Below are 19,910 nucleotides of genomic sequence, written 5' to 3' on the forward strand. Positions count from 1 at the left end.
ATGCTAGTTTTAGGAATCGGATTGGTATTAATTTTTGCCTCCGACAGAACCCTAAAGTTGTATTCGTGTCTATATTAAATCAATTCTTATACCAAATTACACCATTCAAATAGGCAGCAAACACCAACCAGACAAAATAGGGAATTAATAACAAAGCAACCTCTTTTTTCTTTGCAACACTTAAATAAATACATGCTAAAACCAGACAAGTTAATATGACAATCCATAGGAAGCTAAACCCAAGATAATGCCAGCGAAAAAATATGAAAGTCCAAAACCAATTCATAATCATTTGCACTATAAATAAAAATAATACCGGTTTTAGCTTTTCGTTATAACGCTCCTTCCACAACAAAAAGCCAACAACTGCGAGTATTGCATAAAGCAAAGACCAAGCTATTGGAAAAACAATGGCTGGTGGTGTCAATGCTGATTTGTTTAAGTTTTCATACCAAGGTGACATAGTTTGTTTAGTCATTAGACCTAATATAAAACCAATTCCTTCAAATACAACAACCCAGATGGTAATTTTTAATATGCTTAATAATTTCAATGAGATGCCTGCCTTTATATTTTAGTGTTTTAAAGATTGCCTATAAATGCCTGAGATAATATATTTTCCTATATTTTAAAAAAGCCCCCAACAATCGATGTGATTGAACAAATGGTCATACCCCAAAGAATATCGACTATTGTTACTGTCCAAGACCAGTCTCTAATGACCGCCATATTGGTTAAATCATAGGTACCATATGTAATCAGCCCATAAAGCAATCCATAAGCGAATGCAGCCTTTAGACTATCACCAGCAAGTGGGTGAACAAAACATAGAATTCCGCCAATCAAGACGATATAGACTAGTAATGCCGCAATCCAATTAGCTTGAATATTTCCATTTTTTACATGAATAAGCTCTCCCATATGCTTTATATAGAATGCTTTTGCAAGATATCCAAGCCAAATGGCATCAAGAATTAAAAACGTGATTGTGGTCGCCAATACTAATTTGAATAGAGACATAATTTTCCTCCTGAATAATGGATTAATCCTATCCTTGGTAACCAAGATATTGTATTTATAGCTTATTTACAACGTCGAAAATAGATGTTTGATCGGAACCAATCGGCAAAATGCTCCTACAAAGTGTAGTTCCCCCTTAAATACAAATAAGCCTATTACATTTAAACAGTTAACACCTTTGCTTATCGAATTAATGAGAAAAAATTACTCAACCACATCGACGCCATTCCAAAATGCGACATAATCTTTGATGTGCGCCGCGGCGGAACTTGGTTCAGGGTAGTACCAGGCTGAATTAGGATTGACTTTGCCCTTGACGTTCAGATCATAGTAGTGTGCCACGCCTTTCCAAGGGCATCGTGAAGTATGGGGACTATCGCTAAGATAATTGCGTTCTACGGAATCTGGGGGAAAGTAATAATTCCCCTCAACTTGCTCACATTGATCACTTTCTGCAATGACGGTATTGTTCCATATAGCTTTTGTCATGACAATGCTCCAGTTCTGTTCAAACATAATTACAAACGCACTCTACAGCCAATTAAATTCAAACTTTACTCAGTATAGTATAGCGGACTTGAAGAACAAAGCGTATTTTTTTGAGTCCCGTCAACGCCGGACTGAAAACCGTCTAAAAATACCTTCGCCGTCGCTGCAAGTAATACCAAGCAGTCTAGTTCATTTCTTTTAATATACTCACAAAGATAATAGGATGTGACGCTAATTTAAAGAGATTGTCATGGGTATAGTTTTTTTAAAAAGTCTTTAGCCTGGGCCACCAGTTCCGCCTTCATACCCTGCGGCATTTTTTTTAAATTTGCATAGGGGAATTTAAGTCTTGGATTAGGTGATAGCTTGCTTTCGTTTTTAATTAGAAACCACCAGTATAGGGAATTAAATGGGCATGCGTTTTCACCCGTTTTCTTTTTAACATCATAGAAACAACCGCCGCAAAAATTTGACATTTTATTAATGTAATTACCGCTAGCCGCATAAGGTTTTGAAGCCATCAGGCCTTGATCGGCATAACAGGCCATGCCCAATGTATTCGGAAGCTCAACCCACTCAAATGCGTCAAGATAAACAGCAAGATACCAATCACAGACTTCACCAACGTTTAACCCAGCCAACAACGCAAAATTACCGGTAATCATCAGACGTTGGATGTGGTGAGAGTAAGAAAAATCAATGGTTTGCTGAATAACGCTTTTCATACAGGCCATATCCGTTTGTGCATTCCAATAAAAATCAGGCAAAGGTTTATTGGCACTCAGTTCATTGCTGTTTTTATAATTCGGCATTTTAAGCCAATAAATACCCCGCACATATTCACGCCACCCTAATATTTGACGGACAAATCCTTCGACAGATTCTATCGAAATTTCACTTTTAGTCTCATATGCCTCAATAGCCCGAGTCACGACTTCTTTGGGTAATAGCAGACCAACGTTGATATAGGCGGATAGCATGCTATGAAACAAACGATGATCACTCGATAACATCGCATCCTGAAATTCTCCGAAAAAAGGAAGACAATTATCTATAAAAAAATTGAGCTGCTTTAATGCCTGATTACGGGTAACTGCCCAATGAAATGTTGTGGTTTTCCCAATATTATCGGGAAACAGTTGATTCACCATGTCGATAACTTTTAATGTAAGAGGAGAATTCGCATTTGTCATAGCAGTTGGAAAAGGCGTTTTGAAATCATAGGCATTCCGGTTAAATTTATCATAATTCCACCGCCCACCATGGGGTTTGTCCCCATCCATTAAAAGACCGGTACGCTTTCGCATTTCCCGATAGAAGTATTCCATGCGTAATGAGGAATGATTTTTTGCATACTTCTTAAATTCATCGATGGAGCAAAAAAATCGACAGTCTTCTCGAATATCAATCGGCAAATATTGGGTCCAATTATTTTTTATATCCTGTAATACACGATATTCTGAAGGTTCGGTTACAATCACTTTTTTAAAGTTTTTTTTCTGTATAAAAGCATTTAGCGTCTTTGCAAAATTTCCTCTACTGTCAGTACTGTCTAAACTAATATAGTTAACCCGATATCCCTTTTCTGCTAATTCCTCGGAAAAATGCCGCATGGCAGAAAAGATAAAGACAAGTTTATGTTTATGATGAGGTACGTATTGTCCTTCTGCCATCACTTCCATCATCAGAATCTGATCGGTATCTAGTCTAAAATCTTTCAGAGACGAGATCGCCATGGAAAGTTGATCCCCTAAAATAACGATTAAATTTCCATCACTCATTCGTGGTATCCCTCATCTGATTTTCCTCTAAAAACATGGTATGCATAGACGGTGTAACTTATTAATATAGGTAACATAATTGCCACCCCAATCAATATAAATTTTAGTGTCGTATCAGGCGCAGCTGCTTCCCAGAATGTGAGATGATAGGGAACTAAGTATGGGTAGATACTAATCGCAATCCCAGCATATGCGCAAAGAAAGATAAAAATACTATACAGAAATGGGCGCCATTCCTGGCCTTTGTTTAAACTGCTCCATGTCATATAGACCATGCCAATGGTAAGTAATGGGAGTGGTGACCATAAGAAAATATTGGGAACACTGTACCATCGATTAAATATTTCGTCATTGTGTAGTGGAGTCCAGATACTTATTATAACAAGAAAGATTGATACCATGATGAGTAGTCCCTTCGCAGCATGGGCCATTTTCCGTTGGAGCCGCTTGTCACTCTTAATGTTCATCCAAGTTGCTCCAAGAAGGGCATACCCACATACCAATGCAATCCCTGTAACCAAGCTAAAGGGCGTCAGCCAAATGATTTCTTGAGATAGTATTTGTCCATTTTCATGAGGGAAACCTTGAATAAAGCATCCAAGTACAATGCCTTGAAAAAAGGCAGCAGATATAGAACTCAATGAAAAAACCCAATTCCATAATGGTTTTGAGCGATGTGCCTTAAATCGAAACTCAAAACTCACACCTCTGAAAATTAATGCAATTAGCATTAGCATGATTGGCATATATAAAATGGGTAAAAGTGTCCCATATACTTGGGGGAAAGCCCCATATAGCATTGCTCCACCGAAAACTAACCAAGTCTCATTGCCATCCCATACTGGCGCAATCGCATTCATCATTCTATCTCGATCACGTTCATTACTTGTCAAAGGAAACAAAATGCCAATTCCTAAATCAAATCCATCAAGTATGACATACATGATAAGTATAAAACCTATCAGCGCAGCAAAAACAAAAGGTAACATCTTAATTTCCTCTTTTTTTGAGATCAGTCATATACTGGAATGAATGATGTTCAGTATCATGAAGCGTTAATTCTTTGGGCCCTTTACGAATCAACTTAAAAACATAATAAAGGAAAAATCCAAATACAATACCATAAGCTATAATCAGCAGGGCAAATGATATAACGACTTCTTCCAAAGCAATATCTGATACCGCCTGACTAGTTTTCATCAAGCCATAAACGACCCATGGTTGTCGTCCAAGTTCTGCAGTAAGCCATCCCATAATGGTGGCAATGAAGCCCATCGGCGCCATCAAAATCAACCATTTATGGAAATAAGGTGACGAATATAAATTTCCACGGTATCGCTTCCACAATGCTATGAGCACTGTGAATAGAAATAGAAAGCCAATACCCACCATTATCCGAAATGAAAAAAATACCATCGCTACCCTGGGTTGCTCATCCGGTGATACCGATTTTAAGCCTAATAGCTTGCCTTCCATGGAGTGTGTATTAATTATGCTAGCTAGCTTAGGAATACCAATTTCATAATAATTTTTTTGCTCTTTTTGATTAGGAAGCGCAAATAGCAACAAGGGAGCGCCATTTTGCGTTTCCCAATTGGCTTCAATGGCAGCGGTTTTCATCGGTTGATATTCGTAAACCTTTAAGCCAACAAGATCCCCAATAAAAATTTGTAATGGCACCAATGCTAGTAATGCCCACATGACAAAGGATAAACAGTATCTTGCAATGATTTTATGCCTACCCGCCATAAGGTAATAGGCGCTAACGGCTGCTATTACAAATCCACATGTAACATAAGATGCAAGCACCATATGGATTAATCTGGGAATAAAAGAAGGATTAAAGACCACATCCCACCAGCTTAATACTAAATATTTTCCACTTAGAATTTCATAACCAGCAGGGGTTTGCATCCAGGAATTTGCAGACATTATCCAAAAGGCGGATATGGTTGTACCCAAAGCGACCATGAGTGTTGCTATAAAATGGAGCCATTTTGGCACCTTATTCCATCCAAAAAGCATAATTCCAAGAAAACCAGCTTCCAAAAAAAAGGCGGTGAGCGTTTCATAGGCAAATAATGCGCCAAGAACATCGCCAAAAAGCGTAATGAATGGTCCGAAGTTTGTTCCTATCTGATAAGCCAAAACGATCCCAGAAACAACACCCATACCAAATGTGAGTGCAAATATTTTGGTCCAAAATTGGCAAATTGAACGATAATAGCGATTGCCAGTGATGAGCCAAGTAAGCTCCATGATTACAAGAAATATCGCTAGTCCCAGGTTGAGTGTTGGAAAGAGGATATGAAATCCGATACTAAAACCAAACTGAATTCTGGATAACAGTTCTACTAACATAGGTTACCTCAATATGGAATTCTCTCTTTGTTCCAAGCGTAAAACCCTCCACTCATAGCTGGATGTAAGTGATCGATAAAATCATAGAGGTAGGCCGATGCTTGTTGAGGGGTAAAAATCGATTTGATATTTGCCTGAAATGGTTTGCTAAGTTTAGTGTCCACTGTGCCTGGATGATAGGCTGCAATAACGGCATTTCTAAACTTGTGTTTCCACTCGATTGCTGCTGTTTTGAGGCCCATATTTAAGGCGGCTTTAGATACCCGATAGCTAATCCAACCTCCAAGATGGTTATCGGCTATGCTTCCAACTCGAGCTGATAATGCAACAAATTTAAATTGACTGGCAGCGGGAAGATATTGATTAAGATATTTTAAAATTAGCAGTGAACTAAAACAATTTATCTTAAGATTTTCAAATAGCCAATCAGGCTCCAATTGACTAATCGTTTTTTCAGGAAAATGATTATCATGATGTAAAATACCTAATGTATTGACTAAAGTATCAATTTTGTTGCTTGCAACAAATTCTGCGATTTGCTGAAAACTAGTTGAGTTGTCCAAATTAAGGTTTAGACTCTTCGGTATTTCTCCTATTGAGTAATTTCTCCCAAGGAGAAAGGTATTTTTACCAGACTCTTCACAAAAGTGGGCAAATGATTGACCAATGCCACCATCCCCTATTACGATTATTCGCTCCATAAATCAGCACTCTAAAACGTGGGTAATGGTTAATATGTAGCCTGATATTAAGTTTACATCCAGAAAAGTTATACAGAAGCATGTTTTTTTTTATTTTGTATAACTCATTTGTTGGTTAATACGAAATGCTATATTTTCAAATTTTCTAGGTAATAAACATCGCATCTCATTAGCGTGTGTATTGATTTCCCCCAAGGCAGGGTGAGAGAACAATAAATTAGGGATTGCGTTATGTAGGCAACGTGCTGCTAATTGTTGCAGTTTATAAGCATCACAACCAACTGGTACAATATGGAGAATATTTTCATGAGTCGTGCAACTAACCTGTAATTCTTCAAAAGAATCGATATGGCTGATTACACACACTGAGAAGTTGTATTGACTGCATAATAGAGCCAATAAATAAATATGTACATAAAACTCTGATATTTCCCGAGGCGCTTGATAGCCGACAATTTTAATCTGTATTGGACGCTCACTCACTATGCTCTGATAGAGGCTTGATTGCAATTGAAATCTTAGCTGATCATAAAAAAAGCATCGCTCTTGAGTAAAATAGATGCTTTTTGCCCAGAGAGAATCTTTCAACGATTTCAGGATATCTGGTAGCGTTTGGTCAGCGAAAATTTCAACATACTGCTTGGATAATATGAGTTGTAATTCTTTCTGAACTTTCAAAGCGTTGAATGACTTGATACCTTCGATTAAATTAGGAATAGTATAGTGATATAAATCTGATTGGATCTGTGCTAATTTGGTCAGCATTGAGGGAATTTCTTTAAGCGCATACCCGCGTGATTTAAAAAACTGAATAGCTTTAATGCGTTTAATATCATCTTTGGAGTAAAGCCTGTGACCACCCTCTGTTCTAGCTGGATTAATAATGCCATATCTTGACTCCCAAGCCCTTAAAGTAATGGGATTGACCCCCGTATGCATACATACTTCACGGATAGAATATACGTTCATATAATTCCTGTAATCATGATGTATAAATTATAGTATAAAATAATTATACATCGATAACAGAAATATCAGGAAACTCGAATGATTATCGGCTATTATCAACAACCAGCTTTAAATGGGGTTTCTTGTAGTGCGGCTCATTGCTTGAATGGCTATCGATGATATCAAAGCGATTGAATACTTCATTGGTTTTTGTATCCACTAATTCAACATCATCGCCTTGGGAATCCACCAAGGTCAAGGTTAGATACAATTCGCGATAGGTTTCAATGCCATAACGTTGTTTGAATAACTCAAAAACATGGGCCAGACTTTCAACAATTTCCCTTTCGTTATGCACACCTTTTAACATGATATCCATGGTTGTATCCCCCAGACGCATAACTTCCTGTTTATTCGTTATTTTTACGGCCATGTAAAAAATCAAACATCTATACTTTAACCATAGAAGGACTTTATCAATTATGCAAATTTGAGGGACATGAAAGGCAGGCTGTTGCGTAACAAATTGGTTGGATTAAGAACATTTGAGGAAACCCATGTCTCACAATGATTTTGCTTTCTTATATACAAGCTTATCCACAGATTATGTGGATAAAGAAAATAGTTGATCACAATGCCATTAAAAATAATCCTTTAAATTCCGTTAGTTAACGTATTCATGCCTTTTCCTTATCCAATCCGTTAACACAAATACCTTTAAGTTATCCACAGACATATCTCGCTATCATGGACGGGTTTGGCCATTCCCAGTAACATAATAATGGAAGGTAGTTAGTTGCTCGACGCCTACCGGGCCACGGGCATGCAATTTACCCGTCGAAATACCGATCTCAGCCCCCATACCAAATTCACCACCATCCGCAAATTGTGTCGATGCATTATGCATTACGATAGCAGAACGCATTTGATTCATAAATTTTGCAGCGGATTCGTTATCATTGGTGACAATACTTTCTGTATGCGACGAACCATACTGTCTAATATGAGCGACCGCTTCATCCAGGTTTTTCACAATTTTGATGGATAAAATGGCATCCAGGTATTCGGTTTCCCAATCGGATTGACTGGCCAACTTAACCCGAGAATCAATCTCTTTCGTTTTGTCACAACCTCGAATCTCACATCCTTTTTTGATTAACACATCGATTAGGTCAGGCAGAATAGTCGCTGCAACCGCTTCATCAATCAACAGCGTTTCCGTCGCACCACAAATACCCGTACGCCTCATTTTAGCATTGACAACAATATCGATGGCCATCGATTTATCGGCTGCTTGATGAATATAGGTATGACATAAGCCTTGCAAATGTTGGAATAGTGGGATTCGGCTCTCTGCAATAACACGTTTAACCAATGAGGCGCCCCCTCGGGGAATAATGACATCGATGTAATCGCTCATCTGTAATAGAACCCCCACAGCCTCTCGATCCTGGGTTGGAACATACTGGATGATATCAATTGTCATACCCACATTGCGTAGCCCTTGGTGTAAACTCGCAATAATCGCTTGATTGGAATGCGCACATTCTGAGCCCCCGCGTAAAATCACCGCGTTTCCTGCTTTGAAACAAAGGGCTGCAGCATCCGCTGTGACATTTGGCCTCGATTCATAAATAACACCAATCACACCTAATGGCATCGATACCCTTTTGATAATAAGGCCGCTAGGAACTTGCCATTCTGACAGTATTCGGTTTACAGGATCCGGCAAATCGGAAATCGCATGGATTGCGCTTACCATCGCATCAATCCGCTTAGGATCTAAGATCAATCGGTCGATGAATGCTTCGGGATATTGCTGTTTCTTTGCTTGTTCGACGTCCTGACGGTTAGCGTCAAGGATCATAGCCTGGTTGTTAGCAATCGCTTCTGCCATTGCGGTTAAAGCCTGATTTTTCTGTGTTGCGCTTGCTTGTGCTATCCAATCAGCCGCTATCTTTGCGCGTTGCCCAATGGATTCCATTTCTAATTTAAGATTCATTTTTTATCACCACCAAATTATCACAATGAACAACTTCTTGCATGCCACTATAGCCCAATACGTCATAGATAGTGAGTGAGGATCTCCCGCGAATGAGTTTAACTTCATCGAACGGATAGTTACTTAAGCCCCTTGCTAATTCTTGACCGTTTTCACTGACAATGCTGACCACATCACCCTTTTGGAAATGGCCTAAAACTTTGACTATGCCAACTGGCAGCAAACTTTTCCCCTTTAATAAAGCCTGTTTTGCCCCGTCATCAATGATTAATTGGCCTTTTGGTTTTAAATGATTTTTCAGCCATGCTTTTTTAGATTTCAAACTGCTTTCCAATGGTTTAAACCAAGTCCCCTTACCATGCTGTTTAAAATGGCGAATGGGGTATAGCGGTTTACCTTCGGTAATTAACATCTTAATCCCATAGCTCATGACTATTTGTGCGGCGGCTAATTTGGTTTTCATCCCGCCACTCCCATAGTCCGAAACCGAATCACCGGCAATAGCTAAAAGTTTTTCATCAATTGTGTTCACTTCTTCAATGCGTTTTGCCTTGGGGTTTTTGTGTGGATCGGTATCATAGAGTCCATCCACATCCGATAGCAAAATCAGCGTATCGGCTTCAATCATTTGAGAAACTCGTGCTGCTAAACGATCATTGTCACCATATTTTATTTCATCCGTCGCGACGGTATCGTTTTCATTGACAATCGGAATAATGCCTTCATCTAAAAGCGTGGTTAAGGTATTGCGCGCATTCAAAAAACGTCTTCTATTCTCACTATCATCCAAGGTGAGCAATACCTGTGCTGTTAGTAATCCGTGACTTGCAAGTTCCTTTTGGTATGTTTGAATTAGTTCAATTTGCCCAACTGCAGCCGCCGCTTGCTTATGCTCGAGGGTACACACTCTTCGTAAAAATTTTAACCGATAACAGCCAAGACCCACTGCACCAGACGTCACGACCACGACTTGGCAGCCATCGTGTCTTAAAGTAATAATTTCTTCCGCAAGACTTCGCATCCAATCGATGTTTAACGTGCCATCGGCTGAATTGATGAGTAAAGCAGAGCCCACTTTGATAACAACACGCTGATTATGGAATAACATAGTAAACCTTTATCTTGCTTAGGGAACTCCCCTAATTAATTCATAGCATAAAAACTGATTCATGCTGCATGTGATAATCTTGTAGCGAAATTCCCAATTTTTCTCATTTTATCGTATACTTAAGTAAAGAAAAGGGCGTTGGTTTTTAACAAAAAGCGCCATTTTTATAATAAATAATATCTATTTTTTCAATTAATCGAGATTTACAGTCGCTCTTAAGGATAGTTATGGACGAAATGGAATTTATTTGGCATCAAGGCGAATTTGTACCATGGCATCAAGCAAAAGTACATATTCTAACGCATTCCTTGCATTATGGCGGTGCTGTTTTTGAAGGGATCCGTGTTTATGAAACGGACAAAGGACCCGCTATATTTCGACTGGATGAGCACATCGACAGACTATTTTATTCAGCCAGACAACTGGCGATGTCATCTTCGTTATCAAACCAAAAGGTCAAAGATATCATCATTGAATTAGTGGATAGAAATCGAATGAAGAAAGGATATATCCGCCCTTTAATGTATTATGGGTATAACGTCATGGGCTTAAATCCCTTGAAAAACCCCGTTGAATTTTCAGTCGCCTGCTGGCCTTGGGGTGCTTACCTCCCCTTTGAGGCCATCGACATTACCATCAGCCCGTTTCGGCGAATTCACCCTAAAACAACGGTGCCTGATGCGAAAATTTGCGGAAATTATGTCAATAGCCAACTGGCTTCTCTCGCCTTAAGAGGAACAAAATACCATGAGGCACTGTTGTTAGATACAGAAGGATTTGTCGCTGAGGGCCCCGGTGAAAATATCTTTATTGTCAAAGATAATCAACTACTTACCCCCAAACTCGGCAACATTTTGCCCGGCATTACCCGTGATACGCTGATGATATTAGCGAAGGAGCAGGGCTATGCCATTAAAGAGTGCCAGTTAACTGTTGATGATTTATTGCAGGCCGATGAAGCATTTTTTACCGGAACTGCTGCAGAGGTCACCGCCATTCGCTCGATTGATGATACCCTCATTGGCGATGGCACCAAAGGCCCTGTGACATCCCAATTAGATGATCTCTATAAGAAATTAGTGCATGGGAATTATCCTAGTTTGGATCATTACTTGACTTATGTGAGGCAGTAAAGGGGGCTTTGACCGCATTATTTTGATTCTTGCATTACCTTGGTCCCCGCATTATGCTTCGCTCTGAGGAATCCTGATATATTTTTCTTATTGAACAAAAATATATCAGGATCACTCTGTGCTTCGCTTCATGCGGGCTACGGTTGCTCCTTTTTGTTTATGGAACAAGGGAATATCTGAATCATTCAGCGCTTCGCGCAATGGGCAGCCCTAAGCATTGGCATATCATTCATTCCATGCCTAAGGACTTCGTTTTGATCCATTTGGTGCTTTAGATTGTCCTTGATCATCCTCTGGTTTTGCTCTACTAGCAAACATTTTATTTCTATATTCGGTTTGTTTTTCTTGTGTATTAGATGTTTCGAACGTATTGGCGACAGACGCACTCTTACCAATCAACTCGCCAGCTTTTAAACTGGTGTCACCAAAACCCTTCGCAAGATCCGGCTCTTTATTATCACCATAAAAAGCAACAGCGACCTGAAGCGCTTCATAAACTTTAATAAAATCCATCATCATCTCAGGGTAAGCTGCCTGATTGTTTAACACGGCAGCATCAAGCCTATTAACGCGCGCCTTTAAATCGCCAGAAAAAGCACCGGTATTAAACGTTCTGCCATAGAAATTTGTGTACGTATCACCATGAGCGGTGAATTCATTAGCAAATTTAGTTACTTTGTTACTTATAACAGACCACTCATTGTTCTCTGCAAGATGCATCCAAAGCACACCATTTACTGTCATTGCAATTTCATTATCTTTTAAGCCCATTGCATTTCCTTAAAATTCAATAAAGCCGTATTAAATTATAGCTGCTTTTCTATTTTTTGCTCCTTTAAGCTTGAATATATCGTTCAAAATCGCCCATCCAGCGATGGGCAATTCGTTTGGCTAAAGCGGGATTACTTTCCATCAACTGATATGCCATCTGTTTCACTTTAGGGAGTAAGTAGCCGTCTCGCTGTAAGTCCACTAATTTAAATTGTCGATACCCTGTTTGACGGGCCCCTAAAAACTCGCCACCCCCTCGTAACTTTAAATCCGTTTCAGCAATTTCGAAACCATCACAGGTCGCTCGCATGGTCTTCAAACGTTCGTGGCCCACATCGGACAAAGGGGGTTGATATAACAACATACAATAAGACTCCGTCGCCCCCCGACCCACTCGGCCGCGTAATTGATGTAGCTGAGATAAGCCTAGTCGTTCAGCATTTTCTATAATCATAAGACTGGCATTAGGAACATCTACCCCAACTTCAATCACGGTGGTTGCCACTAAAAGCTGGATATCACCCGCTTTAAAGGCAGCCATCACCGCTTCTTTTTCTTCGACTTTCAAGCGGCCATGAACCAACCCCACTCGATGACTGGGCAGTAGCTGTTGTAAAGACTCAGCCGTATCACTTGCCGCTTGACATTGCAGCTTTTCCGATTCTTCAATTAAAGTGCATACCCAATAGGCCTGACGATTGTTGGCTAAGGCGTCATCAAGTCGCGCAACGATTTGATCCCGCTTATCCTGATTCAAAACAGACGTGGTTATTGGTGTTCGTCCAGGGGGCATCTCATCAATAATTGATAGATCAAGGTGGGCAAATTGCGTCATGGCTAAGGTTCTAGGAATTGGCGTGGCCGTCATTAATAATTGGTGAGGCATATAATCATTTTCTGCCCCTTTTTGTTGCAGTTTTAACCGCTGTGTTACCCCAAATCGATGCTGTTCGTCAATGATGACCAAGCCCAACCGCTGAAATACCACTTCTTCTTGAAACAACGCATGCGTACCGACAACTAATTGCCCTTCACCACTGGCAAGGGCAGCTAAAACAGGTCGTCGTTCACTGACTTTCATTTTCCCACTTAAACGTAAACAAGGGATACCCAAAGGCTCAAACCATTGCTGCATGTTTTTACTATGTTGTTCACTTAAGATATCCGTGGGTGCCATGATTGCCACTTGAAACCCTTGGCTAATTGCCTGCATGGCAGCGGCTGCTGCCACCACGGTTTTACCCGATCCCACATCGCCTTGAACTAAACGAAGCATCGGCACAGGCAAATTCATATCCAACTCAATATCTTCAATCACTCGCATTTGTGCTTTGGTTAATTGAAATGGCAATTGCGCTAATAAGCGAGACTTTGCATCTGCGTTTTCGGGAATTGGATGAGCTTGAATGGCTTGCATATGCTGACGAGCAAATCGCATGCTAACTTGTTGAGCAAGTAACTCGTCAAACGCTAGCCTTTGAAACGCAGGATGTGTGTTTTCTTCCATATCATGTAAGGCAATATCAGGCGGAGGATGGTGAAGCAGCATAATGGCTTCATCCATGGATGGAAATTGCAATTCTTGTAACTGCTTTTCGGTCATCCATTCTAGTTGCGACAAAAATGGCTTGGCTGTGGTTAATGCTGATTCAATTAATTGTCTTAATCGACGTTGGGCTAATCCTTGGGTTGTATGATAAATTGGCGTTAAATGCTCTTCAACGTGCAATGGATCCCCTTCTTTAAGCAGTTGATATTCGGGATGAATCATTTCTAACTGCCCACCGAAACGTCGAACTTCCCCAAACGCCACAATACGATAACACGTGTTCATTCCCTGAATCTGACTCTGATTAAAATGAAAAAAACGTAAGCGCATGGAGTCTGTCATGTCTTGGATATAACAGTTTAATATTCGCTTTCGTTTAATTGAAACATCCGTACTTATTACCTCCCCTGCAACCACCGCATAATCGTGTTCGATGCAATCTGCAATAGGCGTCACTCGCGTACGGTCTTGATATCGAAACGGCAAATGGAAAATCATATCTGCAATCGTTGCTATACCACATTGGCTTAATTTTTTGGCTAACGATGGCCCTACCCCAGGTAGCGTTTCGCAAGAATCATTTAATGTCATTGACAATCATCATCAGGTTAATTTGAGCTATGGCAAAACGAAAAATATATTTATGGATGATTCATTGGTTTTTTGCCGATGTCCTGTAATAATATACTGATACGAGTCAAAAATGCTATACCTGTGATCATTCGATAACGAGAGTTTTTACTTCTTTAATTAAGTTATGGCATGTAACGGTAACAAGATTTTCAAACAATTTGCGGTATAACGATAACAAATAAGAATTAAGAAGAAGGTCATGAACCGAACCATTAATTTTGCATCTGGGTTAATTATTCTCTGGATTACAGGCTACCTTTTGATTGCGGGAAGTAATCTGATTATCCCATTCATCATTGCTTTATTTGTCTGGAACCTTCTCAATACAGCAAATAACGCCATCCAGCGACTTCCCTGGATTGGCACTATCATCCCACAATGGTTAAGCATGATTATTTCACTGGGATTATTCGTAATTTTCGTTCAAATCCTCATTAACATCATTGCCAATAACGTCAATGAGGTCATTGCTGCCTCCTCACGCTATCAAGAAAACTTCATGAAAATCATTGCTCATGTTGATAATAGCTTTCAATTAGAATTAATCGATAAAGTAAAAACATTTGTGCAAAACTTAAGTTTCCAAAGAGTTCTCGTTAATATTGCCGGCATGTTTACCTCCATAACCAGTTCAGCCGTTCTCATCGCCTTGTATGTGGTATTTCTCTTCATTGAGCAGCATTTTTTCCAACGAAAAATTAAAGCCATCTTCGCGCAACCTAAGTCCCAACAGTTAGTGCATAATATTTTTGAGCATATTGCTCGAGATACCCAAACCTATATTGGCTTGAAGACATTTGTTAGTTTGGCAACAGCGTTTTTTAGTTATCTCATCATGAAAGGGGTTGGCCTTGATTTTGCTGAATTCTGGGCATTATTAATCTTCTTTTTAAATTTTATCCCCAACATTGGTGCCATTATTGCAACAGTATTTCCAGCCGCTTTAGCCTTGATTCAATTTAGTACCTGGTCACCTTTTATTATCCTTACCAGCGGTATCATTTTCTTACAATTTTTCATTGGAAATATCATTGAGCCTAAATTGATGGGACGATCGTTGAATTTAAGTCCCTTGGTGATTTTGCTAGCGTTAGGGGTATGGGGCAGTATCTGGGGGATATTAGGGATGTTTTTATCAGTTCCCATCACCGTTATTTTAATGATTATTTTTGCCCATTTTGAAAGCACAAAACCCATTGCTATCCTGCTCTCTCAAGATGGTTGCATCCAACGAGCCAACGAACAACTTGAATCCAAAAAGCAATGAAACCAAACCCTATCTTATGTTGCGTTTCCGTCATGAGTGACCTTCAGGAGGTTTGCTTTTACCATGCGTATCCGTGAATTTTCAGTTAAACGCCCTATACTTGCGGTTGCGATGAGCTTGTTATTGGTCTTATTTGGCATAATCGCTGTAAACTGGCTTCACCAGAGTGTCCCCACTGACATTGATCCCCCTATCATTGCCATTGAAACCGCCTATCCCGGTGCCGGTGCTCAAACCGTCGAAAATGACATAACCAAGGTAATTGAGAAAAAAATCAGCGGGGTAAAAGGCATTCGCTTTGTTGATTCCAAAAGCATCAATGGACTATCAACCCTCAAAATTGAATTTCGCCTATCCAGAGATATCGAAGAGGCTGCCAATGAGATAAGAGAAAAGGTTTCTGGCTTATTAGATGAGTTACCTGATGGGGCTGAGCCACCGGATGTTTTTAAAGTGAATTCAAATGATGATGTTATTATGTGGTTTAACCTGATTAGCCAGCAATGGAGCTCTTTGCAATTAATGGATTATGCTGACAAGTTTCTCGTTGACAGACTTGCCTCCATCGAGGGAGTTTCTCATGTCCGAATTGGGGGTGAAAGACGATATGCCATGCAAATTAAACTCGACAGTAAAGCAATGGATAGACAAAACGTTAGCCTCAAAGAAATTTACGATGCTTTAAAAAGAAATAATATTGAGCTTCCAGGCGAGCGAATTGAATCTTATCAATATGAATTTCCTGTTTGGCTCAATCACCAGTTTAACTCCATCAATGATTTTGCCAACCTAGTTATACGCAAAAAAGGCAATGGTCATGTCATTCATTTAAATGATGTCGCCACCGTGAATAAAGATGATGAATTGTTACGTAATGGGTTACATGGTCATCCTAAAGCCATGGTTGGCCTTGGCATCATCAAAAAAACAACAGCAAAAACACTCGATGTTAATCGCCATGTACACAAGGTCGTTGACTCCATCCAGTTGCCAGGGGGCATGACACTTATTACTAGTTACGATTCATCAGAACTTATCAACGAATCAACCTCTAAGTTATTGAGCGTGTTTTTCATAGCACTGTTATTATTTGGAGCCATCAGCATCAGGTATTCCAAGCACATTTCAACAAACGTGAAAAAGATGCTAAGGTAAGCATGCCGCCGTTTCGATTTTTCTGACAGGACTTACGAAAAACCCCAAAATCGAGGCAAAAAATGTTTTTAATGAGGGAATTTAGAACAACTCAATGACCGAATTAAAAACTTTTTTTAACGAAGAGATTGGGAGTTTTGCGTAAGTCCCGATTGAGATTTTGACCGCTTGAGAATACAATGGCTAATATACATACCAATGAGGTAAACCCGTGAGAAGAATGAGCATTAAGTATCTTCTACGACTAACAACCTTGATCCCAGTGCTCTTAGTGGCGATCATTTTTGCTGTGGTCTTTAATGGCCAATTTTACAAAGATCTAAAGCAACATGTCTCCCGCTTAGGGGAGGCTTATATTCGCCAGCTCCTACCGGCTGCCCAGCTTGCTATTTCAAGCCATGACTTTAAGACATTACAAGCATTGATCAATGCCTCCATTGTTAACCCGGAAATAAAAGCCCTTGCGTTTTATAACGCCAATGGTCACCTCATCGCTTATCGGGGCGGCAAACATTCCTTGCAAACCCCTTTTGAAACACCTGCCTTTACCGGCGTTAATGTGGCTCAAAAACAAATTAGTGCAACTGCCATTAACTTTGTGGCGCCAATTACTATGCCCAAATTTAGCTTTACTGAATCGATCTTTCCATCACCAGCCAGTGCCATCTACTATCAGGCGGATGATATTTTAGGTTGGTTATCGATTGATTTAGACACGCAAGGTATGCTGATAAAGCGTTATCAAATGATCATTGTGACGATTTTTATTATCTTGCTAGGTCTATTATTAAGCTTGTCCATTCATTACTTCTTATCCAAACGTATTTATTTACCAGTTAACCGTTTGCGCCGAAGCATGAAGCAGATTTTGAGTAATGAATTTGAAACAAAAATTATTGCAGATAGCCCCGGGGAATTTGGCATCATCGAACAAGGATGTAAGCACCTGCAGCAGCAATATATCAAGTCGGTCCGAGAAATGACGCAAAATATTGAGCAAGAAACGTCCGATCTACAACAAAGTCTCGAATTATTAGAAGAAAAAAATATCGAACTATCCCTCGAGAAAAAACGTTGGGAAGAAAAATGTCGCCAAAAATCGGAATTCATCGCCAACATGAGCCATGAAATCCGTACTCCCATGAATGGCGTCATTGGCTTTACTAACGTGCTATTAGAAACACGATTAGATGCCTTGCAACTGGATTATGTGAAAACCATTCGATCATCATCGCAAGATTTACTCAGCATTATCAATGACATCCTTGATTTCACAAAAATTGATGCAGGAAAACTATTGTTAGACTGTATCCCTGTTGATCTACGCGGTTGTATTGATGATGTTCTGACCTTGATATCCCCCAATGCCAATAAGAAAAGCATTGATTTGATTCCTTCAACTGAACAAAATGTTCCCATGAAAGTGCTGGGCGACCCCTTCAGAATCAAACAAATTCTCAGTAATTTAATTAGCAACGCGGTTAAATTTACTGAAAGTGGTTATGTGATTGTCCGCACTAAAGTCATTGGTGAAGATGATACCCACTACCATATCCAAATCTCCGTAGAAGATACAGGCATTGGCATATCCAAAGAAGATCAAACCAGGCTGTTTAATGCCTTCAATCAAGCAGACACCAGCATTACCAGACGATTTGGCGGCACCGGATTAGGTCTGGTCATATGCAAAAAACTTGCTGAAGCCATGCAAGGCAAAATTTCGATAACCAGCCGCCTTAACCATGGCTCTACCTTTGATGTTTCTATCAAATGTGAAAAATTTGCTGCTTATGAAATTGAAAAACAACAATCCCATCGATTTAGCAGTCTTAAAGCGATTTGTTTTGATGAAAACCCACTCTACTTAGAATCAATGATTAATGGATTGGGGTTATGGGGAATCGAATCAAAGCCGATTAAAGATATTAAAAATCTAGAAAAAATGCTTACACAAAGCAATCACTACCATCTCGCTTTAATCAATCTCGGCTTAGGCCAAGAAAGAACACTCGCAGCAATGATTAAAGCATCAGAGATTCCGGTGATATTGATCTCTAAGACCTTAATCCATAACCCTGAATCATTAGGTGCGAGAGCTTTCTTATTCAAACCAATTGGCATTCAAAAGTTGCATGATGTCATTGATGAGGTGATTTACAAACAACAACCCAAACCCATCGAAGATAACAAAAACCAATTACAAACATTACGTGACACATTACAAACCATTCAACCCAACATTCTTATCGCTGAGGATAACCCGGTTAATCGAATGCTACTCAATTCGTTATTACAAGATAAAGCGTCCATCGAACCGGTTAATGACGGTGGTCATGCGGTGAAGCTATGTCAAACCAAACGGTATGATATGATTCTGTTGGACTTACAAATGCCCAAGTTAAACGGGTTAGAAGCCGCCCAACAGATTCGGCAAACTTGCCTACTTAACCGTCAAACACCCATCATCATTATTAGCGCCAATACCAATGACATCGCTTCCGAAAACCTCCGCCAAATTGGCATTGCCGATTGCTTGCAAAAACCAGTGGATGAGGCACATCTTCTTCAGGCAGTCCTTGATAACTTAGAAAGTGAACCCCATGTAGTCATTGATTGGCAATTATGCCTACAAAAAGTCTCTGGTAACCAAAATCTCGCTGAAGATTTTCTTAAAAAATTTATTGAAGAATTAGCGTTGCAAGTAGACGAGTTTAGCGAACTCTATAAAAAACAGGATATTAAAGGAATCGGGCAATTAGCGCATAAGATTCATGGCGCTTGCTGTTTTTGCGGGGTGCCGAAGCTACAAAATTATATTGTTGAACTCGAAAATGCAGCTGCCAAAGCTAAAAAGCTTGAACAACTCACGACAATCTATGAAAAAGTGATACTATCTATGCATGAAGTCATTAGTGAGTTTCAAAAATTAAATCAATGTTAAATGGTCAACAAATCAAACTACATGGTATAATGTTATACAGTTTTTTTTCGA

At 39.6% G+C, this 19,910-nt stretch carries 17 protein-coding genes; 4 read left to right on the forward strand and 13 right to left on the reverse strand.

Annotated elements, in window-relative coordinates; genetic code table 11:
• Window positions 1-79 precede the first annotated feature (79 nt).
• The 11 genes from AB3348_RS02745 to proB all read right to left on the reverse strand — a co-directional run bounded on the left by AB3348_RS02745 (window position 80) and on the right by proB (window position 10,410).
• Entirely contained in the window at window positions 80-553 is a 474-nt protein-coding gene (locus tag AB3348_RS02745) for a TspO/MBR family protein (RefSeq protein ID WP_367606015.1), read from the reverse strand.
• Window positions 554-621: 68 nt separating this feature from the next.
• Window positions 622-1,020, reverse strand: coding sequence for a DUF2177 family protein (locus AB3348_RS02750; RefSeq protein ID WP_367606016.1), 399 nt, complete (start codon window positions 1,018-1,020; stop codon window positions 622-624).
• A gap of 204 nt (window positions 1,021-1,224) precedes the next feature.
• Window positions 1,225-1,509, reverse strand: a complete 285-nt coding sequence (locus AB3348_RS02755) for a DUF427 domain-containing protein (RefSeq protein WP_367606017.1) — start codon at window positions 1,507-1,509, stop codon at window positions 1,225-1,227.
• A 248-nt stretch (window positions 1,510-1,757) separates the two neighbouring features.
• On the reverse strand, window positions 1,758-3,290 hold the full coding sequence (locus AB3348_RS02760; protein WP_367606018.1) for a cryptochrome/photolyase family protein: 1,533 nt from the start codon (window positions 3,288-3,290) through the stop codon (window positions 1,758-1,760).
• Window positions 3,287-4,279 (reverse strand): cytochrome d ubiquinol oxidase subunit II, encoded by a 993-nt coding sequence (cydB, locus tag AB3348_RS02765; RefSeq protein WP_367606019.1) that lies wholly within the window; start codon window positions 4,277-4,279, stop codon window positions 3,287-3,289. Before cydB ends, AB3348_RS02760 begins: the two co-directional genes overlap by 4 nt.
• Before the next feature lies 1 nt (window position 4,280).
• Complete coding sequence (locus tag AB3348_RS02770; protein WP_367606020.1) at window positions 4,281-5,651, reverse strand: cytochrome ubiquinol oxidase subunit I; 1,371 nt, start codon at window positions 5,649-5,651, stop codon at window positions 4,281-4,283.
• 8 nt (window positions 5,652-5,659) lie between these two features.
• Window positions 5,660-6,352: an SDR family NAD(P)-dependent oxidoreductase gene (locus AB3348_RS02775; RefSeq protein WP_367606021.1), complete on the reverse strand. Its 693-nt coding sequence runs from the start codon at window positions 6,350-6,352 to the stop codon at window positions 5,660-5,662.
• Between the two features lie 90 nt (window positions 6,353-6,442).
• On the reverse strand, window positions 6,443-7,321 hold the full coding sequence (locus tag AB3348_RS02780) for a MerR family transcriptional regulator (protein WP_367606022.1): 879 nt from the start codon (window positions 7,319-7,321) through the stop codon (window positions 6,443-6,445).
• Between the two features lie 82 nt (window positions 7,322-7,403).
• Window positions 7,404-7,733 carry a hypothetical protein gene (locus tag AB3348_RS02785; protein ID WP_367606023.1) on the reverse strand — a complete coding sequence of 110 codons (330 nt, stop codon included), beginning with the start codon at window positions 7,731-7,733 and terminating at the stop codon, window positions 7,404-7,406.
• A gap of 312 nt (window positions 7,734-8,045) precedes the next feature.
• Window positions 8,046-9,302 carry a glutamate-5-semialdehyde dehydrogenase gene (locus AB3348_RS02790; RefSeq protein WP_367606024.1) on the reverse strand — a complete coding sequence of 419 codons (1,257 nt, stop codon included), beginning with the start codon at window positions 9,300-9,302 and terminating at the stop codon, window positions 8,046-8,048.
• Window positions 9,292-10,410 (reverse strand): glutamate 5-kinase, encoded by a 1,119-nt coding sequence (gene proB, locus AB3348_RS02795; RefSeq protein ID WP_367606025.1) that lies wholly within the window; start codon window positions 10,408-10,410, stop codon window positions 9,292-9,294. Before proB ends, AB3348_RS02790 begins: the two co-directional genes overlap by 11 nt.
• Window positions 10,411-10,637: 227 nt before the next feature.
• Between proB and AB3348_RS02800 the strand changes: the two genes are divergently transcribed.
• Window positions 10,638-11,543: a branched-chain amino acid transaminase gene (locus tag AB3348_RS02800; protein WP_367606026.1), complete on the forward strand. Its 906-nt coding sequence runs from the start codon at window positions 10,638-10,640 to the stop codon at window positions 11,541-11,543.
• Between the two features lie 240 nt (window positions 11,544-11,783).
• Here AB3348_RS02800 and AB3348_RS02805 read toward each other — a convergent pair whose 3' ends face one another.
• Together AB3348_RS02805 and recG are read right to left on the reverse strand one after the other, a co-directional pair.
• Entirely contained in the window at window positions 11,784-12,314 is a 531-nt protein-coding gene (locus tag AB3348_RS02805) for a hypothetical protein (RefSeq protein WP_367606027.1), read from the reverse strand.
• 64 nt (window positions 12,315-12,378) lie between these two features.
• Window positions 12,379-14,454, reverse strand: a complete 2,076-nt coding sequence (gene recG / locus AB3348_RS02810; protein WP_367606028.1) for an ATP-dependent DNA helicase RecG — start codon at window positions 14,452-14,454, stop codon at window positions 12,379-12,381.
• 241 nt (window positions 14,455-14,695) lie between these two features.
• On the opposite strand from recG, the gene AB3348_RS02815 reads away from it, so the two are divergent.
• The 3 genes from AB3348_RS02815 (at window position 14,696) to AB3348_RS02825 (ending at window position 19,859) form a co-directional block, all read left to right on the forward strand.
• The gene (locus tag AB3348_RS02815) at window positions 14,696-15,763 is read left to right on the forward strand and encodes an AI-2E family transporter (protein WP_367606029.1); all 1,068 of its coding nucleotides are present in this window, start codon (window positions 14,696-14,698) and stop codon (window positions 15,761-15,763) included.
• A 63-nt stretch (window positions 15,764-15,826) separates the two neighbouring features.
• Window positions 15,827-16,918, forward strand: a complete 1,092-nt coding sequence (locus tag AB3348_RS02820; protein WP_367606030.1) for an efflux RND transporter permease subunit — start codon at window positions 15,827-15,829, stop codon at window positions 16,916-16,918.
• A 220-nt stretch (window positions 16,919-17,138) separates the two neighbouring features.
• Window positions 17,139-19,859 (forward strand): response regulator, encoded by a 2,721-nt coding sequence (locus tag AB3348_RS02825; RefSeq protein ID WP_367606031.1) that lies wholly within the window; start codon window positions 17,139-17,141, stop codon window positions 19,857-19,859.
• Window positions 19,860-19,910 lie beyond the last annotated feature (51 nt).

The sequence above is a fragment of the Legionella sp. W05-934-2 genome (assembly GCF_964199965.1).
Lineage (GTDB): Bacteria > Pseudomonadota > Gammaproteobacteria > Legionellales > Legionellaceae > JAFIFT01.

Coding starts and splice junctions, on each gene's coding strand:
- AB3348_RS02785 (WP_367606023.1), bottom strand. CDS start 7,733: ATGGCCGTAAAAATAACGAATAAACAGGAAGTTATGCGTCTGGGGGAT.
- AB3348_RS02820 (WP_367606030.1), top strand. CDS start 15,827: ATGCGTATCCGTGAATTTTCAGTTAAACGCCCTATACTTGCGGTTGCG.
- proB (WP_367606025.1), bottom strand. CDS start 10,410: ATGTTATTCCATAATCAGCGTGTTGTTATCAAAGTGGGCTCTGCTTTA.
- AB3348_RS02755 (WP_367606017.1), bottom strand. CDS start 1,509: ATGACAAAAGCTATATGGAACAATACCGTCATTGCAGAAAGTGATCAA.
- AB3348_RS02780 (WP_367606022.1), bottom strand. CDS start 7,321: ATGAACGTATATTCTATCCGTGAAGTATGTATGCATACGGGGGTCAAT.
- AB3348_RS02770 (WP_367606020.1), bottom strand. CDS start 5,651: ATGTTAGTAGAACTGTTATCCAGAATTCAGTTTGGTTTTAGTATCGGA.
- recG (WP_367606028.1), bottom strand. CDS start 14,454: ATGACATTAAATGATTCTTGCGAAACGCTACCTGGGGTAGGGCCATCG.
- AB3348_RS02825 (WP_367606031.1), top strand. CDS start 17,139: ATGAGCATTAAGTATCTTCTACGACTAACAACCTTGATCCCAGTGCTC.
- cydB (WP_367606019.1), bottom strand. CDS start 4,279: ATGTTACCTTTTGTTTTTGCTGCGCTGATAGGTTTTATACTTATCATG.
- AB3348_RS02805 (WP_367606027.1), bottom strand. CDS start 12,314: ATGGGCTTAAAAGATAATGAAATTGCAATGACAGTAAATGGTGTGCTT.
- AB3348_RS02775 (WP_367606021.1), bottom strand. CDS start 6,352: ATGGAGCGAATAATCGTAATAGGGGATGGTGGCATTGGTCAATCATTT.
- AB3348_RS02760 (WP_367606018.1), bottom strand. CDS start 3,290: ATGAGTGATGGAAATTTAATCGTTATTTTAGGGGATCAACTTTCCATG.
- AB3348_RS02750 (WP_367606016.1), bottom strand. CDS start 1,020: ATGTCTCTATTCAAATTAGTATTGGCGACCACAATCACGTTTTTAATT.
- AB3348_RS02790 (WP_367606024.1), bottom strand. CDS start 9,302: ATGAATCTTAAATTAGAAATGGAATCCATTGGGCAACGCGCAAAGATA.
- AB3348_RS02815 (WP_367606029.1), top strand. CDS start 14,696: ATGAACCGAACCATTAATTTTGCATCTGGGTTAATTATTCTCTGGATT.
- AB3348_RS02800 (WP_367606026.1), top strand. CDS start 10,638: ATGGACGAAATGGAATTTATTTGGCATCAAGGCGAATTTGTACCATGG.